At 56.3% G+C, this 13,686-nt stretch carries 12 protein-coding genes; 9 read left to right on the top strand and 3 right to left on the bottom strand.

What is annotated here, in order from left to right:
• Positions 1 to 551 (top strand): FGGY-family carbohydrate kinase (locus SMC7_RS07335; RefSeq protein ID WP_207798693.1); only part of this gene is annotated, 551 nt, incomplete at its 5' end.
• 50 nt (positions 552 to 601) lie between these two features.
• On the opposite strand, the gene guaA is transcribed toward SMC7_RS07335, so the two are convergent.
• From guaA to SMC7_RS02040, 3 genes are all read right to left on the bottom strand, one after another.
• Positions 602 to 2,146 (bottom strand): glutamine-hydrolyzing GMP synthase, encoded by a 1,545-nt coding sequence (gene guaA / locus SMC7_RS02050; RefSeq protein WP_119088724.1) that lies wholly within the window; start codon positions 2,144 to 2,146, stop codon positions 602 to 604.
• Entirely contained in the window at positions 2,143 to 3,594 is a 1,452-nt protein-coding gene (gene guaB / locus SMC7_RS02045) for an IMP dehydrogenase (protein WP_119088723.1), read from the bottom strand. Before guaB ends, guaA begins: the two co-directional genes overlap by 4 nt.
• 122 nt (positions 3,595 to 3,716) lie before the next feature.
• The gene (locus SMC7_RS02040; RefSeq protein WP_119088722.1) at positions 3,717 to 4,160 is read right to left on the bottom strand and encodes a hypothetical protein; all 444 of its coding nucleotides are present in this window, start codon (positions 4,158 to 4,160) and stop codon (positions 3,717 to 3,719) included.
• A 203-nt stretch (positions 4,161 to 4,363) separates the two neighbouring features.
• Between SMC7_RS02040 and SMC7_RS02035 the strand changes: the two genes are divergently transcribed.
• From SMC7_RS02035 to SMC7_RS02000, 8 genes are all read left to right on the top strand, one after another.
• Positions 4,364 to 4,960: a hypothetical protein gene (locus SMC7_RS02035; RefSeq protein ID WP_119088721.1), complete on the top strand. Its 597-nt coding sequence runs from the start codon at positions 4,364 to 4,366 to the stop codon at positions 4,958 to 4,960.
• A complete protein-coding gene (locus SMC7_RS02030) occupies positions 4,960 to 7,080 on the top strand; it encodes an ATP-dependent helicase (RefSeq protein ID WP_119088720.1) in 2,121 nt (706 codons plus the stop codon). The genes SMC7_RS02035 and SMC7_RS02030 overlap by 1 nt, the downstream gene beginning before the upstream one ends.
• A 118-nt stretch (positions 7,081 to 7,198) precedes the next feature.
• Positions 7,199 to 7,627, top strand: a complete 429-nt coding sequence (locus SMC7_RS02025) for an NfeD family protein (protein WP_165845057.1) — start codon at positions 7,199 to 7,201, stop codon at positions 7,625 to 7,627.
• A gap of 9 nt (positions 7,628 to 7,636) precedes the next feature.
• Positions 7,637 to 8,599, top strand: a complete 963-nt coding sequence (locus tag SMC7_RS02020; protein WP_119088718.1) for an SPFH domain-containing protein — start codon at positions 7,637 to 7,639, stop codon at positions 8,597 to 8,599.
• 180 nt (positions 8,600 to 8,779) lie between these two features.
• A complete protein-coding gene (locus SMC7_RS02015) occupies positions 8,780 to 10,486 on the top strand; it encodes a peptide ABC transporter substrate-binding protein (RefSeq protein WP_119088717.1) in 1,707 nt (568 codons plus the stop codon).
• A 118-nt stretch (positions 10,487 to 10,604) separates the two neighbouring features.
• On the top strand, positions 10,605 to 11,537 hold the full coding sequence (locus tag SMC7_RS02010; RefSeq protein WP_119088716.1) for an ABC transporter permease: 933 nt from the start codon (positions 10,605 to 10,607) through the stop codon (positions 11,535 to 11,537).
• Complete coding sequence (locus SMC7_RS02005; protein WP_119088715.1) at positions 11,537 to 12,499, top strand: ABC transporter permease; 963 nt, start codon at positions 11,537 to 11,539, stop codon at positions 12,497 to 12,499. The genes SMC7_RS02010 and SMC7_RS02005 overlap by 1 nt, the downstream gene beginning before the upstream one ends.
• Before the next feature lie 10 nt (positions 12,500 to 12,509).
• Positions 12,510 to 13,580 (top strand): ABC transporter ATP-binding protein, encoded by a 1,071-nt coding sequence (locus SMC7_RS02000; protein ID WP_119088714.1) that lies wholly within the window; start codon positions 12,510 to 12,512, stop codon positions 13,578 to 13,580.
• Positions 13,581 to 13,686 lie beyond the last annotated feature (106 nt).

Genomic DNA, 13,686 nt, shown 5'->3' with positions numbered 1-13,686 from the left:
TGCTTGACGAGCATCTTGAGGACGTACCCCCTGGATCTCAGGGACTCATGCTTCAACCGTACTGGGGTCCCGGCCTGAAGATGCCCGAGGCCAAGGGATCCATGATCGGGTTTGGCGATGTGCACACAAGATCGCACATCTATCGAGCAATCATTGAAGGTATAGGCTACGCCCTGCTCGAAGGAGTCGAAAGCATCGAGCGCAAGAGCGGGCGGAAGGTGAACCGGGTCATGGTGTCAGGAGGGGGTTCGCAGAGCGACGCCATCTGCCAGATCACCGCAGACTTGTTTGATCGACCGGTAGTGCGAAGCGAGACCTATGAGACGTCGGGTCTGGGCGCTGCCATCAACGGTTTCGTCGGGATTGGTGTCTATGCTACACATGAAGAGGCGGCAAAGCAGATGGTTCACTGGGACAGTACCTTTCTTCCACGACCTGAAGCGGTCCGTATTTACCACGAACTGTACACGCGCGTCTACAAGCGCATCTACCCGGCGCTGCAGCCGCTGTATCGCGAAATTCAGCGGATAACCGGGTATCCCGACATCTGAAGAGGCGATATGATGGTCAAGCAGGCTGTGGTGCGATTGCTGCCCCGGCTCTACTCCCACTCGATCGTGGAGGGGGGTTTCGACGTGATATCGTAGACCACCCGGTTGACCTCAGGCAGTTCGCTGGTAATCGCGTGAGATATCTCCTCGAGTACATCCGCAGGAAGCCGTACCCAGTCGGCGGTCATGCCATCGCTGCTCTCGACGACGCGCAGGGCAATTGTATGGGCATACGTCCGTTCGTCACCCTTGACGCCGACAGTTCGGATACCAGGAAGTACTGCGAATGACTGCCAGACCTTCATGTACCATCCAGACGCTCTCATCACTCGTTCGACGATTGCATCCGCGCGCTGCAGGATGTCGACGTTCTCTGGTGTCACCTCGCCAAGGATACGGATGCCCAGGCCAGGACCCGGGAACGGTTGTCTGTCCACAAGTTCTTCTGGCAGTCCCAGAGCGCGGCCAAGGTCGCGTACCTCATCCTTGAACAGCAGCCGGAGTGGTTCGATGAGCGAGAATGAGAGATCTGCAGGAAGGCCGCCGACGTTGTGGTGACTCTTGATGGTACTGGCGACGGAGCTTCCGGATTCGATGACGTCCGGGTACAGTGTCCCCTGGACGAGAAATGGGATGCCCTGCATGGCGCGCGCCTGCTCGGCAAAGCAGTCGATGAAAGCCGCGCCTATCGCTTTACGTTTCTTCTCGGGTTCCGTGACACCCTTCAGCGACGCGAAGAACCGTGTGGAGGCATCCATGCGCACAAGAGGCATATCGAAACGGCAATGGAACACCGACTCGACACGATCGCCCTCCCCGGCCCTGAGCAGCCCGGTATCCACAAACACGCACGTGAGGCGATCGCCGATGGCGCGGTGTACCAGCGTTGCTGCGACCGAGCTGTCGACACCACCCGAAAGAGCACAGAGCGCACGTTCATGACCTACTCTCGAACGGATATCCTGGATGGCATCGTCCACGAAACCGGACATCGTCCAGTCGCCTGAGCAGCCTGCCGCGTCGAAAAGGAAATGTTGCAGGATGTCGCGACCGACGGATGTATGAACCACCTCGGGGTGGAACTGTACGCCGTATTGCCGCCGGTCTGGATTCTCCATGGCGGCAATGGGACATGCCGGGGTCGATGCAGTGGTCCGAAACCCCGGAGGAACCATCCCAATGCGGTCGGTGTGGCTCATCCAGCAGGAGGTCTCGGCGGGAAGACCGCGAAACAGAGAGGAAGTCTCGTCCAGTTTGACGGTTGTCTTCCCAAACTCGCCTGCTGGAGCGTGTTCAACGGACCCTCCAAGCAGTCTGGCCATCAACTGGGCTCCATAACAGATACCAAGGACAGGTACCCCGACTTCGAAAACGGCTGTATCGCAGACAGGGGCGAAAGCGGCATAAACGCTGGCGGGACCGCCGGAGAGGATGATTGCCTTCGGGTTTCTCGCGGTCAGCTTCTCCAGTGGTGTGTCGAACGGCATGATCTCGCAAAAAACGTGAAGCTCACGAACTCGGCGTGCAATGAGCTGCGTGTACTGACCACCAAAATCCAGGATGAGAAGAAGCTCGTGCCTCGTTGTGGAGTTCACTCTACGTGGTAGTTGGGGCTCTCGTTCGTCATCTCGACGTCGTGGGGATGAGACTCGCGAAGCCCTGCCCCTGTGATTCGGACGAAGCGGGATTCATTTCGCAGAAGGTCGATTGTTGGTGTGCCGCAATAGCCCATACCCGCTCGCAGACCGCCCAACAACTGATACAGGGCGTCGTGGACCGATCCCTTCAGGGGAACGCGGCCCTCGATACCCTCTGGAACCAGCTTGAACCGGGCATCCTGAAAGTACCGGTCGCTGCTCCCCTGCTCCATTGCGCCAAGCGATCCCATGCCGCGATAGGTCTTGTACTGTCTGTTCCCTGCCGTGACGACGTCGCCCGGACTTTCGACAGTGGCGGCGAGAAGGCCGCCGAGCATGACCGTGTTGCCTCCGGCTGCAAGAGCTTTTGTTATGTCGCCAGAGTACCGGATGCCTCCGTCGGCGACAATGGGAACGTCATGACGCTGGGCCTCCTGGGCGCACTCGTAGATGGCGGTTATCTGGGGCATACCAACTCCTGCTATAATACGGGTCGTACAGATCGAGCCCGGACCTATGCCGACCTTCACCGCATCAGCTCCGGCGATGACCAGGTCGCGAACAGCTTCCGGTGTCGCCACGTTGCCTGCCAGAATCGGGACGACGGGGAATGCCTGTTTGAGGAGCGCTACGGCTCTGACGATGCCGAGAGAATGGCCGTGGGCACTGTCGAGCACAAGCAGATCTGTCCCTGCTTCGACAAGCGAGCGGGCTCGTGCGAGCAGGTCGGTTGCCACACCGACTGCAGCTCCCACAAGCAGTCTGCCCCTGTCGTCTGTTACAACCTCGGGAGATGCCAGCGTCCGGGTGATCTCGTCGATTGTTGCAAAACCGGCCAATTGGCCATCTGCATCGGCCAAGGCAAGTTCCCGTATGCCCCACTTTGCAAGATGTGTGGAGAGGCCAGGCGCATCCAGGCCCGGCGGGATTGCGATCTTCGAGCTCGCGTGGAGGAGCTGCGAGAGAAGGGTCGATGACTCTTCAAAAGCAAGATCTGAGGGAGTGACGAGGCCGACCAGATGGCGCCCCTCCATGAGTGGCAGTGCGAAAACGTTGAACCGGTCCAGCAGATCGTGTGCTTCGAGAACAGTCTGTCGCGGATCGAGATGAGCTATGGAAGGAGGTGTGTGGATGCAGATGGACTTGACCGTGGCGACTTCTGCAGCCTGACGTTCGATGGACATGTTCTTGTGGATGAAGCCAATGCCGCCTTCCAGTGCCATTGCTACTGCCATTGTGGATTCGGTGACAGTGTCCATGGCAGCGCTGACGATTGGGATATTCAGGTGGATCGAACGCGTAAGCTGCGTCCCGAGATCCACGTCGTGCGGCAGGACGTCCGATTTTCCGGGAATCAGCAAGACATCATCGAAGGTCAGACCCTCTCGTGCAAACTTGTCATCCATCGTTCCTCCCAGTGGCAGACGGTTTTGCCGGATCGGCTTCCGCAGCACCTGCATCTACAAATATAGCCTAGCTGGCGCTGGGCTAGTTGTCAACGAGGGACTGTGAGATAATCTCGGGCCTCCTAGTGGCTTCCGGGCAGTAGATTGTGGATCCAGCTTCCCAGCGCCCGGAGATCAATCGGAGGGAGTCTGGCAAACAGGGGTGCCATCAGGGGATAGATGCGGCTCTTGCTCACGAGACCGGCCGAGAGGGAAACGGGCAGAAGATGCGTCACCAGTCCCAACAGAAGTCCTGCGATGGCGATCTTGATGATCGATGAAAGGATGACGGCGGGAACGGCGATCAGAACATAGAAGAGCAGGTAGGTCACGATGTAGTAGGCGACCGTAGCAAGGCCTTGATTCGGGAGCCTGATGAAACTGACGTAATACGGCGTAAGCGAGGCTGTCAAGAGTGCAGACAGGCCGATCGCGAGAAGGGATATGCCAATCTTACCCTGCTTGGAAAACAGGTTCCGGGCGATAATGATTGCTGCTGATATGACGAAAACTGTGTCGAACAGCACTTGGCACCTCCGATGCGCTTGCTCGCCTTTTTTAGTATGAGTCCAGCTTACGGCGCGTCAACAAGGTGTGACGATCGGCAGTGGCGGTCACCGTTGGCTGGGGCCGGTTCCTCGGTATACTGAAATACATGCTCGGTGACAGGCACGTAGATGCCTGCCGGATGTGCCTTCTGATAGTCGCTACACATGAAAAGGAGATAGACGTGGGATATTTCATCGATCTGTTGTTCCTGTTTGTGAAACGTCCCGCCGAGGGTATGCGCCGGATTCGTGAGCATCCGTCAGTACTCGCGGCCCTGATTGCCTTGCTGCTGACAGGTGTCATCGATGCGATGAGTTTCCGCCTCATGGATATCGTCGGTCTCCTGAAGTCCATTGGACTCACAAGCCAGATGACAGACGCTGTTACCCAGGCACAACAAGCTCCGGGGACGTTCTGGACGTTTGTGACTGAACCCTTCGTTCTCGTGATGTTGTCGGTCGTTGTCATCGACGCCGTGGCGCAACTTGTGTGGAAGCGCACTGCGGCTTCGCGCATGTATGTTTCCCTCAGCTTTTCCGGGCTGGTGGGAGCGGTTCTGCGTGTGATCGGGATACTCATGGTCGGTGTCGCAAGTGGTATCGTTCTCGACGTCTTCGCCTATGGAGCCATCCTGTATGTGCTCGTCATGGGAGTCCTGGCGGTCCGGTTCTTCTATGAGAAGAGCACAGCGAAGGCACTTGCTCTCTACCTCTTGCCGACGTTGCTCGGGCTTGGTGTCCTGGTGCTTTTGACGATGACTGTCGGCGGGCCCGCCTGATGCCTCTGGATTTTCAGGGAGACCTTAACCCACAGCAGCTCAGGGCTGTCGAGGAATGCAAGGGTCCCTGCCTCGTTCTTGCGGGAGCGGGCTCAGGCAAGACCAGAGTCATCACCTATAAGCTCGCATATCTCATCACCAAGCGTGGTATTGCCCCATCGCACATCATGGCGGTTACATTCACCAACAAGGCAGCAGGCGAGATGCGCTCGCGCGTCGACGCGCTCATAGGGACTGACGTCTCTCGCAAGGGACTGTGGATTGGCACGTTTCACTCGCTGTGTGGCCGTATCCTGAGAGAGCAGATCGAGAAACTTGAGCTGGGCTATACGAACAGGTTCGTCATCATCGACGAAGATGACCGCACACGTCTTGTACGACAGGTCCTCAAAGAGCTGAACATGGACCCGAAGACTTACGAGCCACAGAAGATCGTTTACCGCATTTCCGATGCGAAGTCAAATTTGGTTGCTCCCGAAGAACTCTCTGACTACGGCTACAGCTACATCGAGAAGGCGACGGCGACTGTTTATAAGCTCTATCAGAAGCGTCTCCAACAAGGGAATCTGCTGGATTTCGACGATCTCATTGCGCTGGTCATCCGGTTGTTTGACAAGTGTCCGGAGGTTGAGGAGTACTACAGCTCGAAGTTCGAGCATGTTCTGGTGGACGAGTACCAGGATGTGAACAAAATGCAGTACGAACTGGTCAAGCGGCTTTCGAAGATGCACGGCAATGTCACGGTTGTCGGTGACGACGATCAGAGTATCTATGCATTCCGTGGCGCTAACAGCAAACTCATTCTCGGGTTCGAGAAGGACTATCCGGGTGCGATGGTCGTTAAGCTTGAGCAGAACTACCGGTCGACCCAGTCCATCCTCGACGCAGCGAATTCTCTGGTGGCACGCAACCGGACGCGTTTTGCGAAGAAGCTCTGGACGGATAATGGAACAGGTACTCCTGTGCGTCTATTCGAAGCTCTGACGCCGGAGGAAGAAGCGAGTTTCGTCGCCTCGAGCATCGATGCCCTGGTCCGGGGCGGTGCAGATCCTCGAGACATGGCGGTCATTTATCGGATGAACAGCCAGTCTCGTGTCATAGAGGAAGCCCTGCTTGCGTCGAATATCCCGTATCAAATTGTCGGTGGATTGAAGTTCTACGAACGACAGGAAGTGAAGGACGTTCTCGCATATCTCCGGCTTGGTTTCAACCCCAGCGACAACCTTGCGTTCGAGCGAGCAGTGAGCCGGCCTTCCCGGGGGTTCGGCGACAAGAGCCTCTCCGAACTGAAGCAGCTGGCGGCTGAGCATGGCACGTCGTGGTTCATGGTATTGCCCGAATGGGTCGGGCAGGCGAAGGCCGGCAAGACCAAGGATAAGCTCGAGGCATTTGTCGAACTCATCGTGCACATCGGCGCGGCGGGCGAGTCGGCGATCAGTGCGGCCAACCTCGTGTTTGCCTCGTCGGGACTTCTTGAACAATACAGCGACGAAGGTGAGGAAGGCGACTTCGAACGGCAGTCGAGACGTGAGAATCTCGGGGAGTTCATGCGTACTGTCGATGAGTTCGACAGGATGAGCGAGGACTGCTCGCTGGGGGCCTATCTATCGCAGGTGGCGCTCATACAGGACCAGGACAGCATGAAGCCAGGCACAGGAAAAGGGGTCTTGCTCATCACGGCGCACTCGGCCAAGGGTCTCGAGTTCAGCGACGTGTTCGTCGTCGGTGCCGAGGAAGGGGTCTTCCCCCACCGCCGGGCATTGGACAGCAGCGCCGACATCGAAGAAGAGCGACGGCTGTTCTACGTGGCATGCACACGCGCGCGCAAGGAACTCGCAATAACGTACTGCACGCAGCGCACCAGTTACTACGGCTCGGGATTCCAGGAGCCATCGCGTTTTATCAAGGAGATGGAACTGACCAGGGAGAAGGTTGCCGGAGTATCGTCTCGCGAGCGACCCGAGCTCATCGAGGGCGACACGGTCATGCACAACATCTTTGGCACCGGGAAAGTGCTGGAGGTGTTCTACGACGGCAATGACCAGCACGTCGTCATCGATTTCAAGAAGGTTGGCATCAAGAAGCTGGCTGCGCAGTACGCCCAGCTGAAGAAAGTGTAGCATGCGTCGCGGATCCGCTCGCGCAGATTGCCCCGCTTTCCTCTTGAACTGCAGACGCATGATACTAGAATGACAGCAGTACTACGCGGCGATGGGGTTCCGTTACGGGGAGGTGTTCATGATTGGTTTTTGGATAACGATGGCAGTTGTCTGTGCTGTGGTAGACGCTTTCCTTCCCTACTACCTGCTGGTATGGTTTTCGGGTGGGGCCGTCGCTGCGCTCTTATTTTGCTGGGCCGGGTTCAACATGTCAGTGCAGTTCGTTATGTTTTTCCTGGTATCGTTTGCGCTCATGGCACTCGTTGGGCGCTACATCAATTCGCGTTTGTTGAGGGGTGGTTCCAAGATGCGAACGAATACTGAAGAGATGATAGGCAAGACGGCCAGCGTCGTCATGGCTCTTGCAGCTGGCGGTGCGGGACGCGTGGCGCTGAAGGGCACGACGTGGAGAGCCATTCTCAATGATGAGGCAGCCATGGCCGCCGTTGGCGAAAAGGTTGTCGTCGTTTCGATCGAAGGTGTCACCTTGACGGTGAGAAAGGAATAGGAGGTACTCATGCAAACGTTCAACTACTGGCCCATTGTCTGGTGGGTGGTCGGCATTGTCGTTGTTCTTATTTTCGCTCTGCGGTATATCATCATCGTGCGTCAGAGTACCGCTGTCATCGTCGAGCGCCTCGGGAAATTCAGCCGGGAGCTGAAACCCGGCCTGCATTTTCTGATTCCTATCCTCGACAGTGTAAGGGCGGTCGTCGACTTGCGGGAACAGGCGTGGGACTATCCGCCCCAGGCCGTCATCACAAAGGACAACGTTCCTACGAGCATCGACATCGTTCTGTACTACTATCTCACGGACCCTGTGAAGTCGGTTTATGAGGTACGCAACCTCAACGAGGCTATCCTCAAGCTCACGATGACGTCGATTCGCAACATCTCGGGCAGTCTGAACCTCGATGAGCTTCTGGTCTCGCGCGAGAACGTCAACAACGAGCTGACCCAGATCGTCGATGTTGCCACGGATCCATGGGGCGTCAAGGTCACGCGTGCGGAAATCAAGTCGGTGAACCCGCCGGCCGAGATCCTCGAGGCCATGACGCGGCAGATGAAGGCGGAGCGTACCAAACGTGCCGTCATTCTCGAAGCTGAGGGACAGAAGGAAGCCGAGATCAACAAGGCAGAGGGAGAGAAGCAGGCTGCGATCCTTCGTGCCGAGGGCGATCGGCAGCAGAGGATCCTCAGTGCTGAGGGCGAGGCGCAAGCGTTGATCACGGTTGCCAATGCTCGCAAGGAAGCGACGATTGCGTATTTCCAGGGTATCCACGAGGGCGGCGCATCCCAGGATGTTCTGGCACTGAAGTACATGGAGACGCTTGAAGCCATCAGCGCAAACCCAGCCAACAAGGTGTTCCTGCCGTACGAGAGCAGCGCTCTCATGGGAAGTCTGGGCACTATCAAGGATCTCTTCAAGGATGTTTCTTCAGAGCCTGCTCCGCTGGTTTCAAAAGCGAAGGGCAAGTAGCTGGAACCGACTGTATGCAGAAGTGCTGGTCACGAAGAACGGCGCTTCTGCATACTGTAATGTTGATTGAGAGAAGGATTGGAATTTTCGGTTTCGTCCCATTGTTTTTCTTCCGCCAGTTGATAACATTACAACGTGTCGCGTGAGCGACAAATTCTGTTGAGAAGGGGAGGCTACTGTATGAGGAAAGCACTGTCGTTTGTCTTGATATCGGTATTCCTTGTTGTTGCTCTTTTGGGGACTGTTTCTTGCAAAGCCACTAAAGGCACCTTGCAGGAGGTAACGTACAACCTGGGGACTGAGCCTGCTACAATCGATCCGGCCCTTTCACAGGGCATTCCGGAAGCCAATGTGATACTGCAGGTCTTTGATGGGCTGACACGTATCGACAAGAATAATATGCCTCAGCCTGCAATTGCAAAGAGTTGGGTCATTTCTGACGACCAGAAGACGTATACCTTTACGCTTCGTGATGCGTCTTGGACGGATGGAACACCAATCACCGCATACGATTTTGAGTATGCCTGGATTCGCGCGCTCAGTCCGGAGACAGCTTCCCAATACGCCTATCAGCTCTATTACGTGAAGGGTGGCGAGGCTTTCAACATGTCCATCAAGTCCGGCACCAAGTACTATGTCCAGGCTGTCGACGCCAAAGGCAACCCCGTGACGAAGAGCGTTGGGGGCAAGGATGTCGCTGTTCCCGACATGACGAAGGAGATCGATCCCAGCAAGGACGTCGGTGTCACGGCACTGGATGCCAAGACGCTCCAGGTTGTGCTTGAATCACCCACTGTCTATTTCCTCAACCTGACTGCGTTCCCCACCCTGATGCCGGTCTGCAAGGCCGTTGTCAGCACAAATGACAAATGGGCTGCTGACGTGACGAACTTCGTCACTGATGGACCGTTCAAGCTCACGGAGTGGTCACACAACGACAAGATGACTTTTGTCAAGAACCCGACGTACTGGGATAAGGACACAGTCAAGCTCTCCAAGATCACGTACCTCATGGTCACGGATGAGTCGACGGCTCTGTCCATGTTCCAGAACGGTCAAATGGACGTGGGGTCCACCGTGCCTCTCTCTGAGTTGCCCAAGCTGGTCGCCTCAGGTGATGCAAAGATCTTCCCGTATCTTGGGACATATTACTACATGTTTAATGTGACCAAGAAGCCGTTCGACGACGTCCGTGTTCGCAAGGCCTTGACGCTGGCGATCGACCGCAATGCCATCGCGACCTCGATTACACAGGGCGGGCAGGTTCCCGCGCTGGCTTATGTTCCCAATGGTATTGCAGATGCGGTTGCTGGCAGTGATTTCCGCACTGTGGGTGGCACGTTCTACAAGGACGCTGATATCGCGGCTGCCAAGGCACTGCTTGCCGAAGCCGGGTATCCCGACGGCAAAGGATTCCCTGCATTCACGCTGCTCTACAACACCTCCAACGCACACAAATCTATCGCCGAGGCGATCCAGCAGATGTGGAGCAAGAACCTTGGTATTAGCTGTACCCTCAAGGTGGAAGAGTGGGGCGTCTATCTGGACGACCGGAACAATCTTAACTACCAGGTTGCACGTGCAGGCTGGATCGGTGACTACATGGATCCCAACACCTTCCTGGACATGTTCGTGACGAATGGCGGAAACAATGGGACTGGCTGGAGCAACAAGACCTATGATGATCTCATCTCAAAGGCCAAGGTGACTACTGATCCAGTGGCACGCATGGCGACGCTGCATGACGCAGAGAAGATCCTCATGACAGACTTGCCGATTATGCCAATCTACTTCTACACGAACCCCGTGCTCATCACCAAGCACGTGATGAACTTCTATCAGTCGACGCTCGGATTTGTCGACTGGAAGAACGCCTATATGGAGTAGCTCCCAAATACGTCTTGACAGCTGGACAAGCAGTCTAAAATAGGAAAAGAAGCGAGGCGGCTCTCCTCTCGAAAGCGGGGAGCCGCCGTTCAGTTTTGATCTGGTCTACGGAGGTCCTATGCTCAAGTTTATTCTGCAGCGTGTGCTCTCGATGATTCTCGTTGTTCTTATTGTGGCGACAGCCACCTTCTTTATGATGCGGTTGCTTCCCTCGGGGCCCTTTGCACGTGAAAAGAAGCTGCCGGCTCAGATCATCCAGAACCTTGAGGCCCGCTATCATTTGAACGACCCGCTCTGGAAACAGTATGTCGACTATATTGGAAACCTTCTGCGAGGAGACCTGGGACCCAGTTTCAAGTACACGAACCGTACCGTCAACAACATCATCGACGACGGCTTTCCTGTGTCGGCCACATTGGGAGTGGTGGCGGTGCTCCTCTCCGTTGCCATTGGCATCCCGCTCGGCATCTGGGGTGCACTCAAGCAGAACGGTTGGCAGGACAATGTCGTGATGTTCGTAGCGCTCCTGGGCGTATCCGTTCCAAACTTCATCATGGCGGTCTTGCTCATGCTTGTCTTTGGCCTGTGGCTGCATCTCTTGCCTGTCGCAGGCTGGGGTTCCATCAGACAGATCATCCTTCCGGCGTTTACGCTGGCAGGGTATCCGATCGCATTCATAGCACGCCTTGTGCGCTCGTCCATGCTCGAGGTCCTGCGCCAGGAGTACATCACGACGGCACGGGCAAAAGGACTCTCCGAGCGCCTTGTTATTTTCCGGCACGCCCTGCGCAATATCCTGATTCCAGTCGTTACGGTCCTGGGGCCGCTCATTGCCGCGGTCTTCACGGGCAGTTTCGTTGTGGAAAAGATCTTTGCGATTCCGGGACTGGGACGTTACTATGTCACCAGCATCAATGATCGTGACTATACCACCATCCTCGGCGTGACCATTTTCTACAGCGCGCTGCTGGTGTTCATGAACTTCCTGGTGGACCTGACGTATGCCTGGCTTGACCCACGTATTCGTTACGTCGAAAGGAAGGTGTCCTGATGGCTACGCAGAGTGCATGGGAATTCAAGGAGGGGACTCTCCCCGAAACAGGCACATTTGCGCCTGCTCCGAAGAATCCTGAAGACTTGCAGCAGATAGCCGGACGTCCAACCACGTACTGGAATGATGCGATTCGCCGTATCCGCCGTAACAAGTTGGCCGTCGTAGGGTTCTGGATCATTATCGCCCTGTTCGCTATTGCCATCTTTGGTCCCATGCTATCGCCCTACACCTATGCAGAGCAGGACCTGACGAATACGTACCAGTCTCCTACGCTGCGGCATCCCTTCGGCACGGACCAGCTGGGGCGCGATCAAATGACTCGAGTCCTGTATGGTTCGCGCATTTCGCTTGCGGTAGGCGTTGTATGCGCCGCTCTCAACTTTCTCATCGGCGTGACGTACGGAGGTATTGCCGCCTATTTTGGAGGGCGGATCGACGACATCATGATGCGTATCGTCGATATCCTGTATGGCATACCAACGCTGATTATCGTCATCCTTCTCACGGTACTCTTCAAAGACAAGGGTGTCAACCCCTTGGTGAACGTGTTCATCGCCATCGGGCTCACCTACTGGTTGCCCATGGCGCGCATTGTGCGAGGCGAGATTCTGTCGCTCAAAGAACGTGAGTTCGCTCTGGCCGCAAAGACCATCGGCGCACCGAACAATCGTATTCTCTTCAAGCACCTGATCCCCAACGCCATGGGTCCTATCATTGTCACGGTGACGCTGGAGGTTCCAGCTGCGATCTTCACCGAGGCCTTCCTCAGCTACATAGGGTTGGGCGTAAGCGCGCCAGTGGCCAGCTGGGGCGTGCTCGCCTCAGATGGGACTGAGGCCATACGCTCGTTTCCATATCTGGTCTTGTTTCCGGCGCTTGCCATCAGTCTGACGATGTTCGCATTCAATTTCCTGGGCGATGGGCTGCGTGATGCACTGGATCCGCGCTTGAGGCAGTAGGAGGCACTCAATGGATGAGACTAATCTGCTGATGCGCGTTGATAGGCTTACGACGAATTTTCACACCTACGCCGGAGTTGTCCATGCGGTGGACGACATGACCCTGACCATTCCAAAGGACTCTGTCGTCGGTATCGTGGGCGAGTCCGGTTCTGGCAAGTCAGTGACGATGATGTCCGTCATGCGCCTCATCCCGAGCCCTCCCGGCCGGATCGAAGGTGGGCACGTGTGGTTTGACGGCGCAGCGCTGGGAATGCCAGACAGGATGGAGAAAGACGGTCCCAACAAGGGGATGGTCGATCTGCTGAGTCTTCCTGCCGACGCCATGATGAAAGTGCGAGGCCGCCATATTGGTATGATCTTCCAGGATCCGATGGTCTCTCTTAATCCTGTGCTGACCATTGGCCTGCAGATGACGGAGTCCATGGTGGCGCACGGGCTTGCGACAAACGAAGAGGCCTGGAAGAGGGCCGTCGACATGCTTGCCCTGGTGGGCATCCCCAACCCCGAAGAACGCATGCGTGACTATCCCCACCAGTACTCGGGTGGCATGCGGCAGCGCGTCATGATCGCCATGGCACTGTCGTGCAGTCCAGAGCTGGTTATCGCCGACGAGCCGACCACGTCTCTGGACGTAACGGTTCAGGCGCAGATCCTGGAACTGATGAAGGAGCTGAAAGCGAAACTCAAATCCAGCATCATCATCATCAGTCATGACCTTTCCATCGTAGCCGGCATAGCGAATAAGGTGGTTGTCATGTACGCGGGACGAATACTCGAAGAAGCGGACGTCTACGATCTCTATGAAAAGCCGGGGCATCCGTACACCATGGGACTCATGAAATCCGTCCCGCGCCTCGACGCTGAAAACCGGGAACGTCTGGTCCCTATCGAAGGGAGTCCTCCAGACCTGCTGGCGCCTCCAGTTGGCTGCAAGTTCGCTCCACGCTGCAAGTACGCCATGAACATCTGCCGTGAGCAGGAACCGCCACTTGTTACAGTTGGAGAAGGGCACCGTGCTCGATGTTTTCTCCATCATCCGACTGCGCCGGCAGTTCCTGGATTTGTAAAGGTGGGATAACGATGGATACCATACTCAAGGTCGAACATCTCAAGAAGTATTTTGCAATCAATGTCGGCGGGCCGTTTGCGCGACACATGGCTAGTCTGAAGGCCGTCGACGATGT

It is taken from the genome of Candidatus Cryosericum terrychapinii (assembly GCF_003570925.1).
In the GTDB taxonomy this organism is placed as follows: Bacteria; Caldisericota; Caldisericia; order Cryosericales; family Cryosericaceae; genus Cryosericum; species Cryosericum terrychapinii.
The sequence above is the reverse complement of the archived record's forward strand: the minus strand, read 5'-3'. Positions and strand labels throughout refer to the sequence as shown.